The 26,511-nt window shown below is 48.1% G+C and carries 19 protein-coding genes; 18 read left to right on the top strand and 1 reads right to left on the bottom strand.

The window, feature by feature from the left end; translation table 11 throughout:
* Positions 1-264 precede the first annotated feature (264 nt).
* From hrcA to ACH59B_RS16755, 15 genes are all read left to right on the top strand, one after another.
* On the top strand, positions 265-1,296 hold the full coding sequence (hrcA, locus tag ACH59B_RS16825) for a heat-inducible transcriptional repressor HrcA (RefSeq protein ID WP_013372178.1): 1,032 nt from the start codon (positions 265-267) through the stop codon (positions 1,294-1,296).
* A gap of 120 nt (positions 1,297-1,416) precedes the next feature.
* Positions 1,417-1,989, top strand: coding sequence for a nucleotide exchange factor GrpE (gene grpE, locus ACH59B_RS16820; protein WP_016821616.1), 573 nt, complete (start codon positions 1,417-1,419; stop codon positions 1,987-1,989).
* Between the two features lie 87 nt (positions 1,990-2,076).
* The gene (dnaK, locus tag ACH59B_RS16815) at positions 2,077-3,912 is read left to right on the top strand and encodes a molecular chaperone DnaK (protein ID WP_013372176.1); all 1,836 of its coding nucleotides are present in this window, start codon (positions 2,077-2,079) and stop codon (positions 3,910-3,912) included.
* 248 nt (positions 3,913-4,160) lie between these two features.
* Positions 4,161-5,285, top strand: a complete 1,125-nt coding sequence (gene dnaJ / locus ACH59B_RS16810; protein WP_016821615.1) for a molecular chaperone DnaJ — start codon at positions 4,161-4,163, stop codon at positions 5,283-5,285.
* A gap of 152 nt (positions 5,286-5,437) precedes the next feature.
* On the top strand, positions 5,438-7,093 hold the full coding sequence (dcuS, locus tag ACH59B_RS16805) for a DcuS/MalK family sensor histidine kinase (RefSeq protein WP_107733282.1): 1,656 nt from the start codon (positions 5,438-5,440) through the stop codon (positions 7,091-7,093).
* Complete coding sequence (gene dcuR / locus ACH59B_RS16800) at positions 7,086-7,793, top strand: two-component system response regulator DcuR (protein ID WP_107733283.1); 708 nt, start codon at positions 7,086-7,088, stop codon at positions 7,791-7,793. Before dcuS ends, dcuR begins: the two co-directional genes overlap by 8 nt.
* 120 nt (positions 7,794-7,913) lie before the next feature.
* Positions 7,914-9,260, top strand: coding sequence for a 2-hydroxycarboxylate transporter family protein (locus ACH59B_RS16795; RefSeq protein ID WP_107733284.1), 1,347 nt, complete (start codon positions 7,914-7,916; stop codon positions 9,258-9,260).
* Between the two features lie 62 nt (positions 9,261-9,322).
* Positions 9,323-10,519 carry an NADP-dependent malic enzyme gene (locus ACH59B_RS16790; RefSeq protein ID WP_019688067.1) on the top strand — a complete coding sequence of 399 codons (1,197 nt, stop codon included), beginning with the start codon at positions 9,323-9,325 and terminating at the stop codon, positions 10,517-10,519.
* Positions 10,520-10,704: 185 nt separating this feature from the next.
* A complete protein-coding gene (locus tag ACH59B_RS16785; protein WP_016821610.1) occupies positions 10,705-11,079 on the top strand; it encodes a hypothetical protein in 375 nt (124 codons plus the stop codon).
* Between the two features lie 24 nt (positions 11,080-11,103).
* Complete coding sequence (locus ACH59B_RS16780; RefSeq protein ID WP_016821609.1) at positions 11,104-11,289, top strand: YfhD family protein; 186 nt, start codon at positions 11,104-11,106, stop codon at positions 11,287-11,289.
* Positions 11,290-11,519: 230 nt separating this feature from the next.
* Positions 11,520-12,485: a 50S ribosomal protein L11 methyltransferase gene (prmA, locus tag ACH59B_RS16775; RefSeq protein ID WP_045244382.1), complete on the top strand. Its 966-nt coding sequence runs from the start codon at positions 11,520-11,522 to the stop codon at positions 12,483-12,485.
* 2 nt (positions 12,486-12,487) lie between these two features.
* Complete coding sequence (locus ACH59B_RS16770) at positions 12,488-13,180, top strand: site-2 protease family protein (RefSeq protein WP_016821607.1); 693 nt, start codon at positions 12,488-12,490, stop codon at positions 13,178-13,180.
* Positions 13,181-13,340: 160 nt separating this feature from the next.
* Positions 13,341-14,105 (top strand): 16S rRNA (uracil(1498)-N(3))-methyltransferase, encoded by a 765-nt coding sequence (locus ACH59B_RS16765; protein ID WP_017428169.1) that lies wholly within the window; start codon positions 13,341-13,343, stop codon positions 14,103-14,105.
* 1 nt (position 14,106) lies between these two features.
* Positions 14,107-15,450, top strand: coding sequence for a tRNA (N(6)-L-threonylcarbamoyladenosine(37)-C(2))-methylthiotransferase MtaB (gene mtaB, locus ACH59B_RS16760; protein WP_404302173.1), 1,344 nt, complete (start codon positions 14,107-14,109; stop codon positions 15,448-15,450).
* Positions 15,451-15,553: 103 nt separating this feature from the next.
* Positions 15,554-15,988, top strand: coding sequence for an NUDIX hydrolase (locus ACH59B_RS16755; protein WP_016821604.1), 435 nt, complete (start codon positions 15,554-15,556; stop codon positions 15,986-15,988).
* Here the strand turns inward: ACH59B_RS16755 and ACH59B_RS16750 are convergent.
* Positions 15,978-17,000, bottom strand: a complete 1,023-nt coding sequence (locus ACH59B_RS16750; RefSeq protein ID WP_126665842.1) for a Na/Pi cotransporter family protein — start codon at positions 16,998-17,000, stop codon at positions 15,978-15,980. The genes ACH59B_RS16755 and ACH59B_RS16750 overlap by 11 nt on opposite strands.
* Before the next feature lie 297 nt (positions 17,001-17,297).
* Between ACH59B_RS16750 and ACH59B_RS16745 the strand changes: the two genes are divergently transcribed.
* The 3 genes from ACH59B_RS16745 (at position 17,298) to addA (ending at position 26,501) form a co-directional block, all read left to right on the top strand.
* Positions 17,298-18,677, top strand: coding sequence for a class I SAM-dependent rRNA methyltransferase (locus ACH59B_RS16745; RefSeq protein WP_153794752.1), 1,380 nt, complete (start codon positions 17,298-17,300; stop codon positions 18,675-18,677).
* A gap of 241 nt (positions 18,678-18,918) precedes the next feature.
* The gene (addB, locus tag ACH59B_RS16740) at positions 18,919-22,485 is read left to right on the top strand and encodes a helicase-exonuclease AddAB subunit AddB (protein ID WP_153794753.1); all 3,567 of its coding nucleotides are present in this window, start codon (positions 18,919-18,921) and stop codon (positions 22,483-22,485) included.
* Entirely contained in the window at positions 22,482-26,501 is a 4,020-nt protein-coding gene (addA, locus tag ACH59B_RS16735) for a helicase-exonuclease AddAB subunit AddA (protein WP_017428165.1), read from the top strand. The genes addB and addA overlap by 4 nt, the downstream gene beginning before the upstream one ends.
* Positions 26,502-26,511 lie beyond the last annotated feature (10 nt).

The raw sequence follows: 26,511 nt of genomic DNA, 5'->3' as shown, positions 1-26,511 counted from the left end.
TCAGTTTTCTGTTGCCTATACATAAATACGGTTTGGATATGATGAAAAATGAGGTTTTCCGTGAAAAATTGCAAATAGTCTGTTTCATTGTAGTCATCCAAATGGATGTAATAAATCTGGTTTATTGAAAATACTGATCTGACTTGACAATGATCAGGTCGGTTTGGTATTTTTGTATTATCAGTTAGCACTCATCGCGAACGAGTGCTAATGATTCCATTTAACAATCATGCTATTATGGATAAATGACAAGGGGGGATTCGCTTGTTAACCGAACGTCAGAGACTCATTTTGAATGCGATTATTGATGACTACATTCGTTCGGCTGAGCCAGTGGGTTCCCGCAGCATATCCAAAAGGCAGGATGTCGGATTCAGCCCAGCCACAATCCGTAATGAAATGTCGGATTTGGAGGAACAGGGCTATCTGGAGCAACCCCATACTTCTGCGGGACGCATCCCGTCTCATAAAGGCTATCGTTATTATGTGGACCATTTGGTGCCACTAAATACACTGAAGCCTATGGAAATGCGGGAACTAAAAGCCTTTTACGCCGAAAAGCTGAATGTAATGGAGCAAGTGATCCAGCATGCATCAGGCATTTTGTCCCATATGACCAATTATACTTCCATCCTGCTTGGGCCGGAGGTTTTTCATACTTCGTTGCGTCATTTTCAGCTGTTGCCGCTCAACGAAACGACGGCTGTGGCGATTATCGTGACCAATACCGGTCAGGTGGAGAATAAAACGGTGGATATTCCGCCTGGAATTTCAATCTCCGAGATGGAAAAGGTTGTGAATTTACTGAACAGCAAGCTGGTCGGTGTACCGATTTATCAGCTTAAATCACGCCTTTACACCGCGCTGGGTCAGGAAATGGAGAAGCATGTATCTCATTTTGAGGACGCTATGAAGGTGCTGGATAAAGCACTCGATAATGAATCAGATCAGCGCCTATATTTAAGCGGTGCGACGAACATGCTGAATCAGCCTGAATTTAAAGATGTAGAAAAGGTTAAACATATTCTCGATCTGCTGGAGGAAACACCAACGCTACTTAAACTGATGACTCCTGTAGCCGGAGCACCTGAAATTCAAGTCCGCATCGGCACAGAAAATGATCATGAAGCATTTGCCAATTGCAGCCTGATTACTGCTACATATGCAGTAGACGGAGAAGCGTTGGGTACTATAGGTATATTGGGTCCGACGCGGATGGAGTATGCGAGAGTTATTAATATTTTGGGTATCCTGTCTAAGGATTTGACCGCAATGCTAACGCAACGGTTTAAATAAAATAAGATCGCATAGGTTGCGGTCCTACATGTTCCGCGCTGGGATACGGTTTGTATCCTGCGCGGGTGCATTGTTGCGTGCTTTTATAGGGGAGTTACAACTTGAAGGAGGTGAAACATTTTGAAGGAAGAACAAGCGTTCCAAGATGACAAACAACAAAATGTAAGCACAGAGGAAGCCGCCGAAACGAGCCAGCAGGACGAGCTGGTGAATGAAGCGGCAGCACTGGAAGCCGAGGAAGAAAACACAGAGGTGGCAAAACTTCGTGCAGAGGCGGAGGAGCATCAGCAACGGTTTTTGCGCGCACAGGCGGATTTTGATAATTTTCGTCGCCGTACGCTGAAAGAAAAGGAAGACCTTGCTAAATATGCGTCTATGAAGCTTGTTACCGAGTTGGTGCCTGTTCTGGATAACTTCGAGCGAGCGCTGGCAACAGCAACGCAAGGAGCGGAGTCTGAGTCATTCACCAAAGGCGTGGAAATGATTTTCCGCCAGTTTGAGAGTGTGCTTCAGGCAGAGGGAGTGACGGCCATGAATGCAGTGGGACAACCGTTTAATCCTGATTTCCATCAGGCTATTATGCAGGTGGAGAGCGAAGAGCATGATGAAGGCATCGTCGTTGAAGAGGTACAAAAAGGATACATGCTGAAGGACAAGGTGCTTCGTCCAGCGATGGTAAAAGTTAGCATGTAACTTTTTCTATATACATTAGAATTACATCATTTTGATTCAACCATTCTGGCCTGAGGGCCTCGTATATACAGAAGGAGGAATTGTCCGATGAGCAAAGTAATCGGTATTGACTTAGGTACAACCAACTCTTGTGTGGCTGTTATGGAGGGCGGCGAAGCCGTCGTTATTCCAAATCCGGAAGGCGCGCGCACAACCCCTTCCGTTGTCGGTTTCAAAAAAGATGGGGAGCGTACTGTAGGGGAAACGGCAAAACGCCAAGCAATTACGAACCCGGATCGTACAATCATGTCCATCAAGCGCCACATGGGTACAAATCATAAAGAAAACATCGACGGTAAGGAATATTCCGCACAGGAAATTTCCGCTATGATTTTGCAAAAGCTGAAAGCTGACGCTGAAGCTTACCTGGGCCAAACGGTTTCTCAAGCGGTTATCACTGTTCCAGCATACTTCAATGATGGTCAACGTCAAGCAACTAAGGATGCAGGTAAAATTGCCGGTCTGGAAGTTCTGCGGATTGTCAATGAGCCAACAGCAGCTGCATTAGCATATGGTATGGAAAAATCCGAAGACCAAACCATCCTCGTATATGACTTGGGCGGCGGTACATTCGACGTATCCATTTTGGAACTGGGCGATGGTTTCTTCGAAGTTAAAGCAACAAGCGGCGACAACAAGCTGGGTGGCGATGACTTTGACCAAGTGATTATTGATTACCTCGTAAATGAGTTCAAGAAAGATCAAGGTATTGACCTGAGCAAAGATAAAGCAGCTGTACAACGTCTGAAAGATGCAGCAGAAAAAGCGAAAAAAGAACTGTCCGGCGTGCTGACAACGACAATTTCCTTGCCGTTTATCACAGTAGCTGATGGCGTTCCACAGCATTTGGAGTTGAACCTGACTCGTGCGAAGTTTGAAGAATTGTCCGCAGGTCTGGTAGAACGTACTTTGGGACCTACTCGTCAAGCGATGAAAGATGCAGGCATGAGTGCTAGCGACATCGATAAAATCGTTTTGGTCGGCGGCTCCACACGTATTCCAGCTGTACAAGAAGCAATCAAAAAACTGACAGGTAAAGAGCCTCACAAAGGCGTAAACCCTGATGAAGTGGTAGCTTTGGGCGCGGCAGTTCAAGCAGGTGTATTGACAGGTGATGTGAAAGACGTCGTTCTCCTTGACGTAACTCCACTGTCCCTCGGTATTGAAACCGCAGGTGGCGTATTCACTAAAATGATTGATCGTAACACGACAATCCCTACGAGCAAATCGCAGGTATTCTCGACGTATGCCGACAATCAGCCTAGCGTAGAAATTCACGTGCTGCAAGGTGAACGCGAAATGGCAGCAGGCAACAAAACACTGGGCCGTTTCCAATTGGGAGATATCCCTCCAGCACCACGTGGTGTACCGCAAATCGAAGTTACTTTCGATCTGGATGCGAACGGTATCGTGAACGTATCTGCTACAGATAAAGGCACAGGCAAAAGCCAAAAAATTACGATCACTTCTTCTAGCGGCTTGAGTGACGAAGAAGTAGAACGTATGATGAAGGATGCCGAGTTGCATGCGGAAGAAGATAAGAAACGTAAAGAGTTGGTAGAAGCGAAAAACGCTGCAGACCAACTGATCTACTCCGTAGACAAAACGATTAAAGATCTGGGCGAAAAAGCGGATGCAGGTGAAGTCGAAAAAGCAAATGCAGCTAAAGAAAATCTGCAAAAAACGCTGGAATCCGATAACCTGGAAGACATCAAAAAAGCTACTGAAGAGCTGACTGAGATTGTTCAGCAATTGTCTGTGAAATTGTATGAGCAAGCTGCTCAAGCAGCGCAAGCTCAAGACGGAGCAGCAGACAGCAAAGGCCGTGACAATGTAGTTGATGCGGACTATGAAGTTGTTGACGAAGATCAGAAGAAAGACTAAGCAACGGATCGGATAGTGGCAACTTTACGGTATACCGGTACGTTATGATATACTGAACAATAATTAGCAGCGTAGCTGCCTTGATAAATAACAATTAGCCTAAGGGTAACTGTTATTTCCAAGATAAATAAGCATATTACGGGTTGTACTGCCTTGAAATGATGGGAAGGTCAAAGCCGGGTCATCCCGCGCCTTTGGCTTTCCTTTTATATGTAGTGCAGACACGTTGTAGGCATGGGGGTGGAACATTGGCTGATAAGCGTGATTATTATGAGGTGCTGGGTGTCGCAAAAGGCGCTTCGGATGAAGAAGTCAAAAAGGCTTACCGTAAGCTTGCGCGTCAGTATCATCCGGACGTGAACAAGGCTGCGGACGCAGAAACTAAATTCAAAGAAGTTAAAGAAGCTTACGATGTCCTCAGTGATGGTCAGAAGCGGGCAAGATACGACCAATACGGTCATGTAGACCCGAATCAGGGCATGGGAGGCGGCTTCGGTGGTGCCGACTTCGGTGGCGGATTTGGTGATATTTTTGATATGTTCTTTGGTGGCGGTAATGGTCGACGTGACCCGAATGCACCGCAACGAGGGAACGATCTTCAATATACGATGACAATCGAATTCAAAGAAGCGGTGTTTGGTAAAGAAACCGACATTCAAATTGAACGTACGGAAACATGTGATACGTGTCATGGTACAGGAGCCAAAGCGGGCACTCAACCACAGACCTGTTCCGTCTGCCACGGCAGTGGACAGGAAGAAGTGGTGCAGAATACACCGTTTGGCCGCATGGTTAACCGACGTGCCTGCTCCAATTGCGGCGGTTCCGGTAAAATCATCAAAGAAAAATGTACGACTTGTAGCGGATCAGGCCGTGTCCGCAAGAAACGTAAAATTCATATTCGCATTCCGGCGGGTGTGGATGACGGCGCACAAATGCGTATCAACGGTGAAGGCGAAGGCGGTGTCAACGGAGGACCGGCAGGTGACCTGTACGTCGTATTCCGCGTGAAGTCGCACGACTTCTTTGAGCGTGAAGGAGACGATATCTACTGTGAAATTCCGCTTACGTTCTCACAGGCAGCGTTGGGAGATGAGGTGGAGATCCCGACGTTGACCGAGAAAGTGAAGCTGAAAGTTCCAGCAGGCACGCAAACAGGGACTTATTTCCGTCTTAAAGGAAAGGGTGTGCCAAAACTGCGCGGCGTAGGTCAAGGTGACCAGCATATTAAAGTAGTCGTGGTAACGCCTAGCAAGCTGAGTGAGGAACAGAAGGATTTGCTGCGTCAGTTCTCTTCGCTTAGTGGAGAGCAGACACATGAGAATGAGCAGTCCTTTTTTGACCGTGTGAAGCGGGCTTTCCGAGGCGACTAAGCCAAAGTCGAAATCGCGGAGCTTCAATTATGAATCCGAGGGACTATTCCGCAATTGCGGGATAGTCCCTTTTTTTATATTCACGTAAACACATACATAGCCATTTTTGTATAACCAGAGTTAACAATTGAGCTTCTATCAACTAGAAAGGGGTGAGTTCCATCGAAAAAATACGGACAAGTCTGCGTCGAGGTAAGCCGATATTAAAGCTTAGAGGTCTAATAACGCTGCTCGTATGTCTGGTTATGGCACTTGTGCTCCTGCCAGTAACACTGTTATTTGCCGAGAGAGTTGAGCATGAAACGGAGAAGGGGCTCGAGGAAAAGGCAATGTCCATTGCGCGTACACTCGCCCATACACCGCTTATTATTGAGCAATTGCAACAGACAGGTTCTTCTCCTTCCATGCAGGAGTATGTGAAGAAGGTCTCAACGGCGAATCATATCCAATTTGTCGTGGTTATGGATATGAAGGGAATTCGTAAAACCCACCCGGATGCTAGGAGGATCGGCAAAGCCTTTGTCGGAGGGGACGAGTATACTGCACTTCACGGTCAGGAGAGCGTGTCCGTTGCAAAGGGGACATTGGGCATGTCCATGCGGGCCTTCTCCCCCGTGTTTAGTGTGACGGGAAAACAGGTAGGTGCGATTGTTGTCGGTATATCCATGCAGGATGTACAGCGGGCCCAGGAAGGCAACACCCGTCTTATTGCTATCGCCATTGGGATCGGAATGTTGATTGGCACAGGAGGAGCGGTTGTGCTGGCTCGTAAAATCAAAAATATGCTGGTCGGTCTGGAGCCGCCGGAAATCGCACGTTTGCTGGAGGAACGCAGCGCGATGTTACAGTCCATCAAGGAAGGCGTCATTGCGGTGGATGAATGCGGTCGTATCATGCTGATGAATGCAGAAGCGATCCGTCTACTGAGGCAAGCGGGGATTGAAGATTTCTCATTCTCTGGACAGGAAATTACTGTGTATTTATCTGCTTTCCGATTACAAGAGGTCTTGGAAGTAAGCACTCCACTGATGGATGAGGAAATGGAGCTGGGTGGGATCACCTTGCTGACCACCAGTGTTCCGATACGGGTCAAAGGAAAAATTGTCGGAGCCATTGTAACCTTTCGGGATAAGACGGAGATGAAACAGCTTGCTGAACGTTTGACAGGAGTTTCTCTGTACACGGAAGCACTACGCGCGCAGGCTCATGAATTTATGAACAAGTTGCATGTCATTATGGGGATGGTGCATTTGCGAATGTATGATAAACTGGAGCACTATATTATGGATGCTGTCGAGCATCATCAAGTAGAGATTGGCTCCATTACTCGGCAGCTTAAGGACCCAGTGATGGCGGGGTTTGTGTTAGGGAAATTAAGCCGGGCCAGAGAGGCAGGGGTAAATTTTGAACTGACTCCGGGTAGTTACTTGCCTGAATCCAGTCAAACTCAAACGACTCATGAACTGATTACTATTCTTGGCAATCTGTTTGATAATGCAGTGGAGGCGATGGAATCTCTGGAGCACAAGCGGATTACCCTTTCACTTTATTATGAAGAAAACCAGAAAAATGGCTGTCTGACCTGTATCATGTGCGACAATGGTCCAGGTATACCGGAGGGCCTTGGGAAGGCCATTTTTAAAAAAGGTTTTTCGACCAAGGGAGAGTCGCGAGGGATGGGACTTTACCTAGTGTCGCAAAGCGTGAAAAGGCTACAAGGTAGTGTAAAGTTGATCCCAGTCGAGCAGGGGTGCTGTTTTCAGATTAAGATTCCATACATTATAGCGGGGAATGATGAACATGATTAATGTCCTGATTGTAGAAGATGATCCGATGGTTGCGGAATTCAACCGCAAATATACGGAGCAGGTAGAGGGTTTCCAATGTGGTGGTTGGGCTTCTTCGGTGGAAAAGGCTAAGAAATATATAGCTGAACAAGCCATTGATCTGATATTGCTGGATGTGTATATGCAAGAAAGTAATGGCCTCGATTTACTGTCATTTATACGGGAGGCTGGAGTGAATGTGGACGTTATTGTCATCTCAGCTGCAAGTGACATGAGTAGCATCAAAAAAGCGATGAACTTTGGCGCGGTGGATTATTTAATCAAGCCTTTCCACTTTAACCGTTTTTTAGAGGCCCTTACCGGGTACCGAGAACACATTAGTATTGTTCGTGAGCGTAGTCTACTGTCGCAGGAGGAGCTGGACCGACTGATTTATCATAAAAGCTTGACTAAAGACTTGGCACGGTTGCCTAAGGGGATAACGAAATCCACGCTGGCTATGATATGGAATTGTATCCAGCAGCATCATAAGGTTCTGTTTTCCACCGAGGATATTGCGGAGAGTGCAGGGATCTCCAGGGTGTCTATGCGCAAGTATCTGGCTTTTATGACAGAGATTGAAGTGCTTTCTATGGAAACTATATATGGTACCATTGGACGTCCTGTTTACCAATACCAGGTGTTGCCGCAGGCAGAAGGAATCATGAATAGTTATATTTAGCCCTATTTCTGATTACTTTAGTTACTAAAGTTAGTTCTTAGTTTTAAAACCAAATAAAGCGTTTTCCAAGATGTAGAATGGGAACATGATCATCATTCTTCACTTTATGGAGGGAGATTTATGGAAAATGCTACGAACCAGCCTGTCATTCAAAAGGGGCAAAGATGGAGTAAAAATACTGTAGATGGGTTTAGGATGCTGGGCAGGATAAAGGTGGGAGTTATTCCTCTTCCGCTATATGCCGTGATTGCGCTAATTGTTTATGCGGCTGCAATTACAGAAAGACTTCCGAACGATCTATTGGGCGGGTTTGCCGTCATCATGATTTTAGGTATACTGCTCAGTGATCTGGGGGCCAAACTTCCACTGCTCAAACATATAGGCGGGCCAGCCATTTTATCCCTTATGGTTCCATCGTTAATGGTATTTTGGAATATGTTCAGTCCATCTGCAATGGGGGCTGTGCACACGCTTATGAAAACCTCGAATTTTCTTTATTTTTACATCGCATGTCTAGTAACAGGAAGCATTCTTGGCATGGATCGCAAAATGCTGATGAATGGAATTGTCAAAATTTTTGCCCCCATTATCATAGGATCTATTGCTGCTGTTGCTGTCGGTATGGTGGTGGGTATGGCTTTTGGCTACAGTGCTTATCATACATTTTTTTTCATCATCATTCCGATTATTTCCGGTGGGATTGGAGAAGGTATTTTACCGTTGTCCATTTCGTATGGAATGATACTGGGCAAGGATTCTGCGGTATTCGTATCCCAGTTTATCCCGGCTGCCATTATCGGTAACATTGTTGCAATTATAGGTGCAGGGGTCTTGAAGAGATTAGCGGAGAAAAAACCAAAAACTTCTGGTAACGGAAGGTTGTTAAAACTAGAAAAAGACGAAGACAAGTTAGCTCCGGTAAACTTGGGACAAACCGTTTCTTTTCCATTAATGGGTGGTGGTCTGCTGTTGGCCTGTACTTTCTTTATTGTGGGTAAGCTGCTAGAGCCGTATCTCCATATTCCAGGGCCGATTCTCATGATTCTGGCGGCCGCATTAATAAAGTGCATTCAGATCATGCCGAACACATTGGAGCAGGGAGCTTTTCATTTGTACAAATGTATAACCGCTAGTTTGACGTGGCCCTTGATGGTGGGGTTAGGCATTTTGTATGTGCCATTAGATAGTGTAGTTGGGATTCTAACGGTTCCTTATGCGATCACCTGTGCATCTGTAGTGGTTGCATTGATTGTTACTGGATACTTCACAGGAAAATGGATTCATATGTATCCCGTAGAAGCTGCCTTGGTGACCAGTTGTCGCGGCGGATTGGGGGGCACGGGCGATGTAGCCATTCTGTCTGCATCCAATCGGATGGAACTGATGCCTTTTGCCCAAATTGCAACACGGATTGGTGGAGCAGGCACCGTCATTTTAGCAACCTTGTTACTACAATTATGGAGCTGATGAGTTTTAGACCAAGCTATAAAATTCATATCATATACAGTCATGAAAGGATGGAGAAATATATGGGCAGTTTAAGAGATGAAATCAGAGAATTACACGAAGGTGGCAAAATGGAGACCTTACCCAAGAAGCGAATTGAAACGATGGAGGGGTTGTCCAAAGTTTATACGCCAGGTGTGGCTCAAATTTGCATGGAAATTGCCAATGATCCAGCCAAAGCGTTTCAATTAACGATCAAAAAAAATACAGTAGCAGTCGTTTCAGATGGAACAGCGGTACTTGGATTAGGAGATATCGGGCCGGAGGCAGCTATGCCTGTGATGGAGGGGAAGGCAGTACTGTTCAAACAATTTGCAGGTGTCGACGCATTCCCAATCTGTCTCAATACGAAGGACCCTGATGAGATTGTTCAAATTGTCAAAATGATCGCTCCTGCCTTTGGCGGCATTAACTTGGAAGATATATCTTCACCACGCTGTTTTGAGATCGAGAGACGGTTGAAGCAGGAACTCGACATTCCAGTATTTCATGATGATCAGCATGGTACGGCAGTCGTGGTATTAGCGGGTTTGGTCAATGCATTAAAGGTATGCGGCAAAAAAATGGAAGATGTCAAAGTAGTTTTTGCCGGTATCGGTGCGGCGGGTATGGCTTGCTCGCGCATGCTGCTCAAGGCAGGAGTACGCAATCTGATTGGGGTCGATCGGCAAGGAGCCATTCACCGCGATGTGGAATACAGTAACCCGCATTGGACAGAGTATGCGAACATGACTAACCCGCATAATCTAAGTGGAAGCTTATCTGAGGTAATTGTGGGAGCTGATGTGTTCATCGGTGTGTCGGGTCCAGATATACTGACTGTGGAAGACATACAGAGCATGGCAACTGATCCTATAGTGTTCGCCATGGCGAATCCGAAGCCAGAAATTGATCCGGCAATAGCTTCACCTTATGTACGTGTGCTTGCTACCGGTCGCTCCGATTTTCCTAATCAGATTAATAACGTGTTGTGCTTTCCGGGAATTTTCCGGGGCGCTCTGGATTGCCATGCGAAGACGATTAACGAGGAGATGAAACTGGCTGCCGGGCTTGCCATCGCTGATGCAATTTGCCCTGAGGAGCTAAGTGAAACTTATATCATACCGGATGTTTTTAATCCAAAGGTGGTGCAAAAGGTACGGGATGCTGTTATTCACGCAGCCTGGGAGACAGGAGTAGCCATGTCAGGTGAAGCTCCGGCTGCTACTTTACGTCCGTAAAAGTTATGTTCTTCACAAACTTTAGTTCACCGTCTTGCCCTGCTGTTCATGACAATGCAATGTCTGTATCCGTTAAGCTTTCGTGGAGAATATAAAGTCTTGCCAATGAGCAGGATATAACAAAGCGTAACGATCTATGTTCTCAAACACGAGTTGCGCTCAATACTACACAGGGAGATTTTGGGATGGGCGAAAAAAATATTTTGGCGTATTTCAAAAGTCCTGAGGAAGCACAGGGAGCCGCGAGAAAACTGGAAGCTCTCCGGGTAACGGATATGTCGATAGATCGTTTTAGCCGGTATCCGCGGCAGTCTACAGGCAACGCCGGACTGCCTGTGTTTTCGGGACAGATTAGCAGCTTGTCCTCACTCACACAGGGTGTGGATTTTACAGATGCGTCTCCAGCGATACTGGCTGCGGCTGATCCTGCTGCCAGTGGCATGAGTGATGGAGGACAAGGTGGACCAACAGGCCGCGATATTTTGTTGACTGCGGTGGTGGACGAATCCATTCATCATCAGGCGATGTCGATTGTGGAACAAGCGGGTGGAATGCTGTGACAAGTTTGGAAGGAGCAGTGACCGATGTCTAAAAACAAACGGTTCGATAAAGTGCTGACCAAAACCGAGAAAATCAAACGCATGCAATCTGCCAAAAACGAAGATGTTGAGTTCTCGGCAGAGCAGGCAGATGCTGAGGATCTGGAAGCGATCCGACGTAGTGAAGTAGCTGACCGCCGTCAGCAACGGATCATAAACGACAACGAGTAGAATACAATAAGGCGGGTATCCCACCTAAAAAGGTGATTTGTGGGATAGCCCGTCTTATTTATGTTTCTCCTTTGTGCTATTCACTAGTAGATTTATACCAGATGATAGCCGTAACAATAACTAGCATTATAATCTAATATTGTCTTTGTCATACTGGCTTTTTTGAACTCCTATGCGAGTATATAGTACAATGTAATGTATGCATGTGAAATGAGGAGGAAATGTAAACAATGTTGTGGAATGAAATTACAATACATACAAGTGAAGAAGCCATCGAAATGATTTCGAATTTTCTGCACGAAGCAGGTGCGGGAGGGGTTTCCATTGAAGAATCCGGTTCGCTTAATAAGCCCCGGGACACGTCTTATGGACAATGGTACGATCGTCCTTTGAACGACATCCCTGAAGGACAAGCGATCATCAAGGGCTATTTTGCCGAAGAAGTAGACATGGACAGCGTGCGTGCACAAATTGAGCCGCGGGTTGAACAATTGAGAACTTTTGATATTGACCCTGGCGAGGTTCGGTATGAGCTGAAAACGGTCCACGAGGATGACTGGGCTAATGCCTGGAAGCAATATTTTAAGCCTTTACGTGTATCGGATCGTTTGACCATCAAACCGACTTGGGAAGAGTATGAGCCTGCGAGTGAAGATGAAAAAATTATTGAGCTTGATCCGGGTATGGCCTTCGGCACTGGAACACATCCGACGACGTCCCTTTGTCTGAGAACGCTGGAATCCGTGATTCAGGGTGGAGAAGAAGTGATTGATGTTGGTACGGGCTCCGGTATCTTAGCGATTGGAGCGGTCAAGTTGGGAGCAAAGCATGTACTTGCCTTGGATCTTGACCCGGTAGCGGTATCCAGTGCGCGTGAAAATACGCGTTTGAACGAACTGGAGGAGCGCATCACCATTAAAGAAAGCGATTTGCTCTCCGTGCTTAATGCAAGCGATCCAACGCTGGGTATTCAACTGCCAGTCAAGCTGGTGGTAGCTAATATTTTAGCCGAGATCATTTTGTTGTTCATTGATGATGTATATAATGCCCTACAGCCAGGCGGTATTTATATTGCATCAGGAATTTGGAAGAACAAAGAAGAGGCTGTCGAAACCGCATTGAAAGCTGCTGGCTTTGAGATTACCGAAATCAACCGGGATGAAGATTGGCTGGCGTTTGTGGCGAGAAAGAGGTAAGCATGGATTTTTTACAAAGTATTTTTCGTGTAAATTTAAATGTCCTTCCATTTTACTTGTTGGCTGTGATCATATCGTTTACGGTGCATGAATTTGCGCATGCGTATTATGCCAATAAATTTGGCGACCCTACGGCCAAGCTACTGGGGCGCGTGACTTTAAATCCGGCAGTGCATATTGATCTGCTGGGTACGCTGTTACTGTTGATCGGAGGCTTTGGTTGGGCCAAGCCAGTCCCGGTCAATCGTGACAATTTTAGCCGCCCGCGCCTTATGGGCATTATTGTATCGGCTGCTGGTCCGCTGAGCAATCTGCTGCTTGCATTTGTGACTACACTGATCTATGCTGTGCTTCTTCATTTTCAAGTATTGCCGGGAATGGAGAACCAGCGGGTGGCTCAGGCAATCTATTTGTTTATCAATGCGCTAATCAATTTAAATTTGTTTTTGTTTATCTTTAATCTGATCCCACTGCCTCCACTCGATGGCTACCGGATTGTGGAGGACGTGGCTCCGACTCCTGTGCGCCGCAAGCTTCAGCACTTTGAGCAATGGTCGATCTTTATTTTTCTGCTTATACTGGTAATTCCGCAAGTACGAGCTGTAACGATTGAACCTCTTTACACGCTGTCTCAGATGATTTATATACAGTTTTTACAGTTCTCTTTTTACATTACCGGATTGTTTGGAGCCTAAGGGCTCCTTTTTTTTTACGAGAATTGGTATAACATAAACGGAAAAGGGAACAGACTGGTCATACAGGCGCAAAAGATGATATGATGGTGCTTGGTGATTTCATCGGATTTTGTACGGAACGTTAGTGGATAATAGTTATTTTTAGAATAGGTGTGAGAGAATGCAGCGTTATTTTATTCCGGCAGAGCAATTTCTAGAAGATCACGCAATTGTTACGGGTGAGGACGCGCGACATATCGCCAAAGTCATGCGCGGCCGTAGTGGTGACAAAATTATAGTCAGTGACGGGGTATCCAGGGAAGCGCTGGCTGCATTGGATACGATTGAGCAGGACCATGTGAAGGCGACGATTATCGAACCGCTGGAGATGACCTCTGAACCGCATGTTCAGATCACCATCGCGCAGAGTCTTCCTAAAGGGGACAAGATGGAGACGGTGATGCAAAAATGTACAGAAATCGGAGCCACCGGGTTCGTACCGTTTTTATCCGAGCGCACGGTCGTACAGTATGATGCCAAAAAGGAAGGCAAGCGACTGGAGCGTTGGCGCAAGATTGTGAAGGAAGCGGCTGAGCAAAGCCATCGTAACCGGATTCCGGAAATTAGCGCACCCCTGACGTGGAAAGAACTTCTGGCTTCTTTTGCTGGGTATGATTTGATATGTTATTGTTATGAAAAAGAGCAGGGGCGGCAGCTACGGGATGTAATCCAGCCTTTCGCAGGACAATGGGTGTCCACAGACAAGCCGCGTGTGCTGGTGGTGGTGGGCCCGGAAGGCGGCTTTACTGAAGCGGAAAGCCTAGAGGCTGAGCAGGCCGGGGCACAGTCTACAGGACTGGGAAGACGTATTTTACGTGCGGAAACCGCAGGTATGGTTGCATTGGCATGCATTTTATATGAGACAGGAGAAATGGGAGGGGTTTAATATGCCATCAGTGGCATTTTACACATTAGGTTGTAAAGTAAACTTTTATGATACAGAAGCGATCTGGCAGCTGTTCAAAAAAGAAGGTTATGAGCAGGTGGATTTTGACGAGCAGACTGCTGATGTCTATTTAATTAATACATGTACGGTTACGAATACCGGTGATAAGAAGAGCCGTCAGATCATTCGTCGTGCGATTCGCCGAAATCCAGATGCCATTGTGGCAGTGACGGGCTGTTACGCTCAAACTTCTCCGGCCGAAATTATGGATATTCCAGGTGTTGATCTTGTTATTGGTACGCAGGATCGAGATAAGATTATTCCGTTTGTGAAGGAGATCCAAGAGTCGCGTCAACCTGTAAACGCTGTGCGTAATATAATGAAGACCCGTGTGTTTGAGGAAATGGATGTGCCTGATTTTGCTCATCATACCCGTGCGTTTCTAAAAATTCAGGATGGCTGCAATAACTTCTGTACCTTCTGCATTATCCCGTGGTCGCGGGGCTTATCCCGCAGCCGTGATGCCGCGAGCATTATTACACAGGCGCGTCAACTGGTGCACGCAGGCTACAAGGAAATCGTACTCACGGGTATCCATACTGGTGGTTATGGCGACGATATGGATAATTATGACCTGTCCGATCTGCTGTGGGATCTGGAGAAAGTGGAAGAGCTGGAACGTATCCGTATCAGCTCGATTGAAGCCAGTCAGATTGATGAAAAAATGCTGGATGTACTGAAACGCTCCAATAAGCTGGTTCGCCATTTCCACATACCGCTTCAAGCAGGGGACGATACCGTGCTGAAACGGATGCGCCGCAAGTACACGACAGAAGAGTTTTATAACAAAATGCTTATGATTCGTAAAGCGATGCCAGATGTAGCAATTACAACAGACGTAATTGTCGGCTTCCCTGGAGAAACGGACGAAATGTTCCGTAATGGCTATGAGCTGATGAAAAAAATCGGCTTCTCGGAAATGCACGTGTTTCCGTATTCCAAGCGTACTGGCACGCCTGCGGCACGTATGGAGGATCAGGTGGACGAGGACGTGAAAAATGCGCGTGTGCGTGACCTGATTGCATTGTCAGAGCAAATGCAGCTGGCATATGCTGAAAAGTTTGTTGGTCAGGTGCTGGAGGTTATTCCTGAAGTAGCCCCTAAAGGGACGGAAGATAGCGGTATACTTTATGGTTATAGTGACAATTACATTCAACTGGTGTTTGAAGGTAATAAGGATCTGGTTGGCAAGGTGTGCCGCGTGAAGCTGACGAAGGCGGGCGTTAATGAAAGTGAAGGCCAATTGGTCCGCGTATTGGAGAACGGGCTGCAAACAGCTTTGTAAAATAAAAAGAGCCTGAACAGGCAATAGCGATGGCCAACAAGGATTTCGCCTTTCCCTACAGAGAGGACGGAATCCTTGTTGCGCAAGGAAAGGAGATTACAGGATGGCAGCAAAAAAGGAAATTTCCGCAGGTGGCGTAGTGTTTCGCAAACAGGGGGAGCAGCTTGAAATTCAGCTGATTACCGACCGATATGGCAAGACATCTCTGGCTAAAGGCAAAATGGAGCCAGGTGAAACAATCGAACAAACCGCTCTACGTGAAATTCGTGAGGAAACAGGGCTGAACGGGCGGATTATTCAGCATGTGGATATGATTGCTTATACGTACCAGCACCCTGAATATGGGGAAGTGGACAAGGAAGTTCATTATTATCTCGTAGAGGCACTGGATGGGAATTTGCAGGCACAGATAGAAGAAATCAAAGGCGTCGCGTGGCATACGCCCGAAGAAGCATGGCGTCTCCAGCGTCAGGGTGGATATGACAACAATGATGTCATTCTGAGCAAGGCGCTGTCTATGCTAGGAATTAACGTTTAACCCTATGGGAAGACACTTGCTCCTCTATACGAGTCCATACAGGTAAATAGCAGAGGGGCAAGGCAAGCAGAGAACTGATGACGTTAAACAGGGTTTGGGCATGCGCTACCTTGGCTCCGGGCTCAGTAGATATCCAAGAAGCGGCCATATCCAGCCCGGGGATTAACGGCATAAAGAGCAATGCCCCGCCTACGTTCAGCAGCACGTGGGACCAGGCCACAAATTTGCCAGACACGCTGCCGCCAACAGCGGCAATCAGGGCAGTCACGCAGGTGCCCACATTGGAGCCGATGACGATGGCGATCCCTACATCAACTGGCAGGGCACCCGCAGCAGCCAGGCTAATCGCCATACCAATGACAGCTGCGCTGCTGTGAACCAGTGCGGTTAGGCAGGCTCCAGCAGCGAAGGCCCACCACATGTTGGCTGCAGCATGATCAAGAAACCAGCGGAATAGTCCGGCTTGCTCAATCCAGGGGCCAACGGCTTGCATCACGCGGATACCTGCGAGAATCAGCGAAAATCCGGCAAAGACGAGGCTGATAAATTGTACAGCCTGTGGGCGGCTAAGCCCATTGGAGGTGGCTGAAGCTCCGGCAGCTGCATACTGACGGCCAGCGACCGTTTCCCCCCACAGAACAGCAGTGCCCCAGCATAGCAGTGATCCACATAGCAGTGGAGCAGCCAGCTTGCCGAGCTGGAGGCCCATCAGCTCGGTTGTCAGGCAGGTACCAATATTGGTACCAAGAATGATGCCGAGCGTGCGGCCGTAGGTCAACAGCCCGGCATTGACCAGTCCGATCGTCAGCACCGTTACGGCGGTGCTGCTTTGCAGTAGGGCGGTAATGCCTGAGCTAAACAGCATACCCCGCCAAGGGGAAACCGTAGCCCGGTTTAGCCAGCGAGTAAGGAAGGGGCCGGCCAAATGCCGGAGGGCAGCTTCCATCAGCTTCATTCCACCTAAAAAAATAAGCAGCCCACCGCACAGCGGCAATATAACATGTATAAACACGGCTTTAGCCCCCCCTTTTCTAGGCGAAAATGAGAATACTTATGTAACAGCCTATGATCTACCTAGGACAGCCATGACAAGCATGGCCGAGCAGTTTTTTATGGAACGAACATTTTGTAGTATCTTCACAAGCTTTTAAAGCGTGACGTCGATATATAGGCGGGCAGTAGCGAAGCGGTTCATTTGAAGCTGGAGAAGCGCCAGCGATCGTAAGACCAAATGAATCGGTGGAGCCGCGCCCCTATCGAACAAAATGTTTTAACACTTTGAGTAATCCAAGAATAGGAGTGAAGGATTTTGCCTTCAGTAATATTAGAGCGTAGCCGTAAAAAAAGGCTGGAGCAAGCACACCCTTGGGTGTTTAAAAATGAAATAGCCAAGATTGAGGGTGATCCAGAAGCTGGTGACTTGGTCAGCATCCTGAACCATCAGGGGCGTTATTTGGCGACAGGTTACTATAATCCTGCTTCACAAATTACAGTGCGTGTGATGTCCTATGAGCCGCTAGAAGTGATGGACCAAAGCTTCTTTGCCCAACGTTTCCGCAATTGCTTGGAGCACCGCGAACGCTTTGTGACCGGAGGAAACGCTTATCGTTTGGTGTACGGCGAGGCTGATTTTTTGCCTGGGCTGATTGTAGACCGTTTTGGTGATGTATTGGTCGTTCAGCTGTTAACGCTTGGCATGGATCGGCGCAGGGAAGAAATCAGAGATGCACTTGTTGAAGTAATGGGGCCAGTTGGTATATATGAGCGTAGTGATGTATCCATCCGTGAGCTGGAAGGGTTGGAACAGACGAAGGGTTCTTTGTACGGCGATTGCCCGCGCCATGTGGTGGTGACGGAAAATGGCTTACAAATCAAGGTCGATATCGAAGAGGGACAAAAGACGGGGTATTTCTTTGACCAGCGTGAAAATCGTGCGGCCATCGCGCCGTTGATGACAGGTTGGGGAGCGCGTAGCGGAATTACGTTGCAAGAAGTAGCTGCAAACCCAGGGGATGACGGCACAACGGTCATAAAGCCTGTGAATAAAAGTGGTAAGGTTGTTGAATTCCCATTCTGGGACGGTGCAACTGTATTGGAATGTTTTTCACATACAGGTAGCTTTACGCTCAATGCGTGTAAACATGGTGCGAAAAAAGTAACTTGTCTTGATATTTCTGAACATGCGATTGAAAGTGCTCGGGATAATGTGAAGCTGAACGGTTTTGAGGATCGCGTCGAGTTTGTCGTCGACGATGCTTTTCAATATTTACGTAATCAGGTTAAAGGTGTAGAGGAACGCACCGCGCGAGCGGGCGGCAAAGGAGATACATCTAAGCCGCTGACTGCGGGTGGCGGACGTACCTTTGACGTAGTTATTCTGGATCCGCCGGCTTTTGCCAAAACGAAGAGTGCTGTCAAAGGAGCTACACGTGGATATAAAGATATCAACCTTCACGGAATGAAGCTCGTCAATGAGGGCGGTTATTTGGTAACGGCGAGTTGTTCGTTCCATATGCGGCCGGAGCTGTTTTTGGACACGATTAAGGAAGCGGCTGCAGATGCCGGCAAAATCCTCCGACTGGTAGATTGGAGAGCGGCAGGGAAGGACCATCCCCAAATTTTAGGTGTGGAGGAAGGTCATTATTTGAAATTTGCCATCTTTGAGGTGCGCAGCCGGACACAGCTGTAGATTTCATACCCTTGTCAAAGTTAATCTACTATTAGGCGATAAAGATAAATAGGTGAAAACAAACTCATTTTTAGTATACATCAGTCCTGTAGAGAAGGCTTGCACCAAGCCATCCTGCGGGACTGTTTGTTTTTGAGAAGAGCCCAATTGCTACAACATGGCAAACGTACGTTCTTTTCTCCTTTGCCTGATATGCTATACTGTTTAATAGAATGTTGTTGGTTAGAAAGGAGGCGGCATCATGTCGGTCCGCTTATTGATTGGCCGCTCTGGTAGTGGTAAAAGCACGTTAATCCGTAATGAAATGACCTCTATGTTACGCGAGGAGCCGCTAGGTAAGCCTATGCTGTTACTTGTGCCTGAGCAATCGTCATTTGCTTCAGAGCATGCGTTGCTCACCGAAGTCGGAAACGGTATTCAGGGGTCGGTGCGCGCCCAGGTGATGGGATTCCATCGTCTTGCCTATTTAGTCATGCAGGAAACAGGGGGTTCAGCACTGGTGCCTGTAACGGAAGAAGGCAAGAAGATGCTTTTATATAAAATTATTCGTCGTCGCAAGGATGAACTGAGTTTATTTAAAGATTCAGGAGACCAACTCGGTTTTGTGGATCGGTTGAATACGTTGTTCACAGAGCTAAAGCAGTACGGAAATGATGCTCGGTCTGTACCGGAGCAACTGGATAGAATGCATGCTGCGGGGGAGTCCACTCCGATTTTAAGAGGCAAGCTCAAGGATATCAGTCTAATCTATGAGGATTTTGAACGGGAGCTGACGCTTAAATATATCGATGGTGAAGATACGCTTCGCATGCTGACAGAACAGATTGCACAGTCTTCCCTCGTGCGCGGAGCAGACATTTGGATGGATGGCTACCGGAGGTTTACACCACATGAATACAAGGTGGTGGAGCAGCTTATGCTGCACGCCTCCTCGCTGACAGTGGCGCTGACCTGTAACCGTAGCTACGATAGCGGACAGCTTCCACATGAGCTGGATTTGTTTCATCCTTCAGCGGCTACCTACGTCAAGCTTAAAGGAATGGCAGAGGAGCTGATGATTGAAACGCAGACACAGTTATTACGCCCCGATCCGATGCCTAGGTTTAAGGAACGTCCAGCGTTGGCGTATTTGGAGGCTAATTTCGAACATCGCACAGGGCTGCGGAATCAGGAACAGCGGCTGGGGCTACAGCAGCTACGAGAGCAATGGGCAGGTACAGAACCTAAGGGTATAAAACTGCATGCTGCGGCAAATCGTCGTGCCGAGCTGGAAGGAGCCGTACGCGAAATGCGCCGTCTGGCCCGCGATGAAGGTGCGCGTTATCGGGAAATGGCCCTGTTTGTGCGTCATATTGAAGATTATGAGCCATGGGTGGAACCGATATTCAAGCAGTATCAGGTTCCAGTATTTTTGGATCAGCGGAGAAGTATACTTCATCATCCCTTGGTGGAATTGATTCGGGCTTCACTGGATATCGTGCAGCGACGCTGGCGATACGAGGATGTATTTCGTGCGGTCAAAACAGACCTTCTATTGCCGCTGGACGGTCGAGTGAGCCGCGAGCAGATGGACCGTCTGGAAAACTATGTGCTGGCCTGCGGAATACAAGGTAGCCGTTGGACAGATGGTCGGGCGTGGCAGGCTGTGCCCAGTTTGTCGCTGGAGCTGGAGGAACAGGAACGGAACCGTCAACGGGATGAAACGCTGGATTTGATGGAGTTGTGCCGAGATGTGATTGTGACGCCTTTGCATGCGTTTGAGAAGCGTATAGGTAAGGCACGAACGGCGCTTGAGAAGAGCGAAGCTGTATATCTGTTGCTGGAGGATGCAGAAATCGGTCACAAGCTGGACGCCTTCATTCATCAGGCAGAAGAAGCTGGAAATCCCGAGCAGGCGAAGGAGCACCGTCAGGTATGGGAGGCGGTGCTTGAACTGCTGGATCAAATCGTCGAAATGATGGGTGATGAGCGACTGGACACTGCTTTGTTTGCGGGTGTGCTGGAAACGGGATTGGCTGAGTTCCGTATGGGGCTTGTTCCACCGGCTCTGGATCAGGTGCTGGTCGGAAATACGGACCGTACACGTGTATTCGGCATTCAACATGCCTTTGTGCTAGGGATGAACGAAGGTGTAATGCCGGCTGTGTTCCATGAGGATGGGGTGCTGAATGAGCAGGAGCGTACGGCATTAAATGAACAAGGTATAGAGCTGGCGCCAGATATGACAAGACGTCTGTTGGACGAACGGTTTCTCGCTTATACGGCCCTGACCTCTGCTGGTAAAAGCCTATGGATGAGCTATGCGGTGACTGATGAAGAAGGCAAGCCATTGCTGCCGTCGGAGTTAGTGCGACATGTGCGGCAACTGCTTCCTGGTCTGGATGAACGTCCACTGGCTGGATACCCTTTGCCTGAAGACGCTTGGACGACGCAATGGGAGTATGCTTCCCATCCGTCTGAGGCATTGCCGCAGCTCATTGCGCAATTACGGCATTGGCGGCGTGGCGGTGATATTTTATCTCCCTGGTGGGAGGTATATAACTGGTATGCCAGCCAGCAGGGACGTGAGAAGGACAAGCTGCGTCAGTTGTTGACCTCACTTTTTTACGAGAATCATGCCGAAATGCAGAAGGAAACGAGCCGCCGTCTGTATGGCAGCAAGCTGCGTACCAGTGTATCTCGGATGGAACGTTTTGTCGCATGTCCATTTTCTCACTTTGCCTCTCATGGTCTTCGTTTGAAGGAACGTCAAATGTATCGTCTGAAGGCTCCGGATATCGGACAATTATTCCATGCAGCGCTTGGTGAGATGGCGATCAATCTGCGTGAACGTAATGTCAGTTGGGGAAGCCTCACTACCGAGGAATGTCGCCAAGAGGCGGAAAGTACGGTGGAGCGTCTTGCTCCTCGCCTGCAAGGCGAGATTTTAATGAGCTCCAAGCGGTATGGCTATATTTTGCGCAAGTTAAAAGACATTGTGAGCCGTGCTTCGTTAATTTTGGGTGAACATGCACGGAGAGGTAGCTTTGAGCCGATTGGGCTGGAGTTGGACTTCGGACCGGGTCAGCCGCTTCCTCCCTTAAGCTTCCGGTTAGATAACGGCGTGGTGATGGAAATTGTCGGACGGATTGACCGTGTCGATGTGGCAGAAGGAGAAAAAGGATTACTTTTGCGTGTCATTGATTATAAGTCCAGTCAAAAGGATCTTAAACTGCATGAGGTGTATTATGGCTTGTCTTTGCAAATGCTCACCTACCTGGATGTGCTGCTGAATGCGGCGGAGGAATGGTTGGGCGAGACTGCTTATCCGGCGGGTACACTGTATTTTCACGTCCACAATCCGATGCTGCAATCGCCTAACGGCCTGAGCGCAGAACAGGCGCGTCAGGAGCTCTTGAAACGTTTTAAGATGAAGGGATTATTGCTCGCGGATCGGGATGTAGTTGGGCAAATGGATACAGCATTGGATAAAGGATATTCCTCTATTTTACCTGTTGCAGTGAAAGCAGACGGCAGTTTTTATAGCAGTGCTTCCGTTGCTTCGCCTGAACAGTGGGATAGCCTGTTAGCGTCGGTGCGCAACAATATTCGGACGATTGGCACACGGATGACGGAAGGCGATGTTGCCATTGAACCTTATCGCATCCAGCAAGAAACGGCATGTACCTTCTGTTCTTTTAAGCCTGTTTGTCAATTTGACGACAGTCTGGAAGGCAGTGGTTACAACCAATGGGGGAAACCGGGCAAGGATCAGGTCTGGGATCTGCTGGGTCATACACAGGAAGGGAAAGGAGGAATGAAGCAATGATAAGCACGTCAAATGCTAAAGGCTTGCCGAAGCCGGAAGGAAGCATGTGGAGCGATGATCAGTGGCGTGCCATTTCGGAATCCGGTAACAACATGCTGGTTGCGGCAGCGGCGGGGTCTGGTAAAACAGCGGTGCTCGTAGAGCGTATTATTCGCAAAATTGTTGATCCTCAGCTCGGCTTCAGTGTAGATCGGTTACTGGTGGCGACCTTTACGAAGGCTGCAGCCGCAGAAATGCGTCAACGGATACGCGAAGCGCTGGAACGTGTGCTGGAACAGGAACCGGAAAGTGAACATGTACGTCGCCAGCTATCGTTGTTGAATCGAGCCTCGATTACGACGCTTCACTCTTTTTGTATGGAGGTCATCCGCAGGCATTATCAGGCCATTCCTCTTGATCCCGGCTTTCGGATTATGAATGAGCATGAAACAGAATTGCTGCGCCAAGAGCTTTTAGAAGAACTGTTTGAGGAGAAATATGAGCTTCATGATGAAGGCAGCACATTCCGCAGACTGGTCGACTGGTTTAGTGGAGAACGCACCGATGATGCCATGTATGTGCTTGTTCAGCGTTTGTATGATTTTTCTCAAAGTCATCCTTGGCCGGAGCATTGGCTGCGCGAGACGGCAGCAGCATTTCGTGTACAGGATGTAGCAGCTTTGGGGGAGACTCCTTGGGTTCGTAGTATTTTGACGGATGCTGCCCTTTCGTTGCGCGGAGCAGCGAGTTTGCTGGAACAGGCGCATGAAACAGCTATGCAGCCTGGCGGTCCTGCACCCTATGCCATGACACTGCAAGAGGATACGGCGATGGTGAAGGAATTACTGCAAGAGCTCGAGACACAGCCGTGGGCATCCTTGTATGATCAATTTCAAGCAGCATCCTTTGGCAAGCTCAAGCCAGTTAAAAAAGATCAAACCGAGCCTGCATTGCAGGAACGGGTTAAGACGCTGCGCGAGGCTGCCAAAAAAATGATTACGGATATGAAGGCTTCCCTGTTCGGTCGGAGAGCAGAAGCTTATTTGGAGGAACTGCATGCGACCGCTCCTCTGATGGACGAACTGGTGGAGACTGTGATTGCTTTCGGGGAACGATTTCAACAGCACAAGCAGTCAAAAGGACTGGTGGATTTCGGGGATTTGGAGCATTATTGTTTGAAAATATTAAGACACCCCGAATCTACTCCGTACAAGCTGTTACCTTCCGATGCTGCACTTGAATACAAGGCGCAGTTCGACGAGGTACTGCTGGATGAGTATCAAGATACGAATACCGTACAGGAAGATATCGTTAGACTGGTATCGCGCGAGGAACCGGGTAACCGTTTTATGGTGGGAGACGTGAAACAGAGTATTTATCGGTTTCGGCTGGCAGAGCCAGGGCTGTTTTTGAATAAGTATCAACGATACGGCATGCAGGAACAGGAAGATGGCTTTTTGATTGATCTGGCGCGTAATTTCCGCAGTCGGGAGGAAGTTGTCGATGCGGTTAATTTGGTGTTCCGCCAGATTATGAGTGTGGGTGTGGCGGAAATTGAGTACGATGAACGAGCCTGGCTCGTACACGGCGCGTCCTACCCAGAGAAGACAGAGAAGGACGCTGCTTCTGCATACGCGCCTGAACTGATGTTAGTTGATAAAGGCGGGCGTGGTCTTTCTGAGGTTTCGGAGTTGTCTGAAACGGGGGACGAATCGGCTTTACAGGAAAGTGAGCTGGCCGAGCTTGCGGAGCTTGAAACGGCTCAGTTGGAGGCTCGTGCAATCGCTCAACGGATCAAGGAGCTGACTGGAGATACTGGACAGCCACTGTTGATTTATGACAAGGGATTAAAAGCGATGCGTCCAGCAGTCTACGGTGATATTGTCATATTGCTTCGTTCAGCAAGCGTATGGGCTCCCTTAATTGTGGAAGAATTGCGGCTTGAGGGCATCCCAGCCTCTGGAGAGCAGACGACAGGCTTTTTTAAAGCAACGGAAGTTGAGGTAATGTTGTCCCTGCTGCACATTATTGATAATCCGCAGCAGGACATCCCGCTTGCATCCGTGCTTCGTTCGCCAATTGTCGGCTTGACCGAAGATGAACTGGCACAAATTCGTCTAGAGAAGCCGGATGGAATGTTTTATGATGCATTGCTGGCGGCGGCAGAGACTGAACAAGTTGAGGAGAGTTTAAAAGAGACCTCTGCTGATGTTATGGAGATGGATCTTTTCACTGAGGACCCGCTATCTCCACCTGACCCAGTCCATAGGAATGACGGGAATACGTTGTCTACCCGACTACGTTCATTTTTGCGTAATTTGGACGCATGGCGGCAGGAAGCCAGACAAGGAAGCTTAAGTGTATTGATTTGGAATGTGCTGGAGGAAACAGGATATCTGGATTGGGTGGGTGGACTCCCTGGCGGCTCACAGCGTCAAAGCAACCTACGGGCTTTATATGACCGAGCGAGACAGTATGAGACTTCTACGTCCAACCGAGGCTTGTTTCGATTCCTGACCTTTATTTCCCGTCTGCGGGAGCGAGGCGGTGATTTAGGATCCATCAGCGGGGGGACTGAACCCGATCAGGCTGTCCGCATTATGACTATTCATAAAAGTAAAGGACTTGAATTTCCTGTCGTGTTTATTGCCGGGACGGCAAAAATGTTCAATCAGCAGGATCTGAATGCGCCGTTTCTTATGCACAAGGAGTTGGGATTTGGTCCTAAATATGTGGAGGAACAAAACCGCGTTAGCTACCCTACGCTGCCTAATTTAGCGATCCGTCGACGCTCACAGCTGGAGCTTTTGGCTGAAGAAATGCGTGTGCTATACGTAGCGCTTACGCGTCCGCGTGAAAAGCTGATTATGACCGGAACCGTGAAGGATCTCGCTTCCCGCGCAGCAGGTTGGGCACGTGCCAAGGAACATGCGGAAACAGTACTACCAGACTATATGCTGGCGGCAGGTCGCAGCTATCTGGACTGGGTAGGTCCTGCGTTGATTCGTCATCCTTCTGCAACTTCGCTGAGGGAAGCGGCAGGGGATCAGGAGGGGTATTATCACAGACTGGAACACATGCCGGGGGCAGACTGGTTATTTAAAATCGTAGCCTCAGAAACACTTTCTGGCTCTCGTGTGAACTCGGATCGTGGAGAAGAGGTATCGGCCGAAGAACGCCAAAAGAAAACAGAAGCACTGAGAAATGTTGAGCTAATCGAATTAGACGAAGAAAGTGAAACGGATATTGCTGCGGCTCTTTCCTGGACCTACCCGTATGAACGGGCGGGCAAGACAGCAGCCAATACATCGGTCACAGAGATGAAAAGATGGCTGGAGATGCAGGAGATAGGATCTGATGATTGGCTGAATCTATCTTCTATCTCCCAACAAGCAGACTTACCAGAGGATCGCGAAGATTCTGACACTAGGGGCAGTCAATTACACTTGCGCAGACCTAAGTTTATGGGAAATCAGCGACTGACTCCTACAGAACGAGGGACGGTCTATCATACGTTGATGCTGCATGTGCCCCTAGATGGAGTCTTGAGCGCTGAGGTTATTGAGGAAACCAAAGCTCGTTTGCTGAATCAACGTATCTTACTGGATGTTCATGCAAAGGCGCTGGATACGAATAAAATATTACGGTTTTTCTCTAGTGAGCTAGGGGAGAGAATGCTGGGTTCATCCCGTATTCAGCGTGAGCTTCCGTTTACTTATACCATGCGGGCAACCGATTACTGGAACCACAGTTTGCCTGCGGTGTTGCCAGAACAGAAGACAGTTACGGAAAGCGGGCGGGACGATAAAGTGCTGATGAACGGGATCATTGACTGTTTGTTTGAAACTCCCGAAGGGCTTGTGCTGCTGGATTATAAAACAGACCGGATAACCAAATATCGTACGCTGTCACATTTAACAGACCAATATCGTTTTCAATTGGAGCTGTATGCCCGTGTGATTGAAGAGATTACAGGCAAAAAGGTTGCTGAGAAATGGTTGTATTTTATAGAAGCTGGAGAGAGTGTGCAGCTGTAGTGATATAGAT

Source organism: Paenibacillus sp. DP01, assembly GCF_044784315.1.
GTDB classification, from domain to species: domain Bacteria; phylum Bacillota; class Bacilli; order Paenibacillales; family Paenibacillaceae; genus Paenibacillus; species Paenibacillus polymyxa.
Note: the sequence above shows the minus strand (reverse complement) of the source record. Positions and strands in the feature narration are given on the sequence as shown.

What these genes read in the sequence shown, in the direction of transcription:
- dnaK (WP_013372176.1), top strand. Translation starts at nt 2,077, where the DNA reads ATGAGCAAAGTAATCGGTATTGACTTAGGTACAACCAACTCTTGTGTG.
- dcuR (WP_107733283.1), top strand. Translation starts at nt 7,086, where the DNA reads ATGATTAATGTCCTGATTGTAGAAGATGATCCGATGGTTGCGGAATTC.
- ACH59B_RS16795 (WP_107733284.1), top strand. Translation starts at nt 7,914, where the DNA reads ATGGAAAATGCTACGAACCAGCCTGTCATTCAAAAGGGGCAAAGATGG.
- ACH59B_RS16790 (WP_019688067.1), top strand. Translation starts at nt 9,323, where the DNA reads ATGGGCAGTTTAAGAGATGAAATCAGAGAATTACACGAAGGTGGCAAA.
- ACH59B_RS16785 (WP_016821610.1), top strand. Translation starts at nt 10,705, where the DNA reads ATGGGCGAAAAAAATATTTTGGCGTATTTCAAAAGTCCTGAGGAAGCA.
- ACH59B_RS16780 (WP_016821609.1), top strand. Translation starts at nt 11,104, where the DNA reads ATGTCTAAAAACAAACGGTTCGATAAAGTGCTGACCAAAACCGAGAAA.
- prmA (WP_045244382.1), top strand. Translation starts at nt 11,520, where the DNA reads ATGTTGTGGAATGAAATTACAATACATACAAGTGAAGAAGCCATCGAA.
- ACH59B_RS16770 (WP_016821607.1), top strand. Translation starts at nt 12,488, where the DNA reads ATGGATTTTTTACAAAGTATTTTTCGTGTAAATTTAAATGTCCTTCCA.
- ACH59B_RS16765 (WP_017428169.1), top strand. Translation starts at nt 13,341, where the DNA reads ATGCAGCGTTATTTTATTCCGGCAGAGCAATTTCTAGAAGATCACGCA.
- mtaB (WP_404302173.1), top strand. Translation starts at nt 14,107, where the DNA reads ATGCCATCAGTGGCATTTTACACATTAGGTTGTAAAGTAAACTTTTAT.
- ACH59B_RS16755 (WP_016821604.1), top strand. Translation starts at nt 15,554, where the DNA reads ATGGCAGCAAAAAAGGAAATTTCCGCAGGTGGCGTAGTGTTTCGCAAA.
- addB (WP_153794753.1), top strand. Translation starts at nt 18,919, where the DNA reads ATGTCGGTCCGCTTATTGATTGGCCGCTCTGGTAGTGGTAAAAGCACG.
- addA (WP_017428165.1), top strand. Translation starts at nt 22,482, where the DNA reads ATGATAAGCACGTCAAATGCTAAAGGCTTGCCGAAGCCGGAAGGAAGC.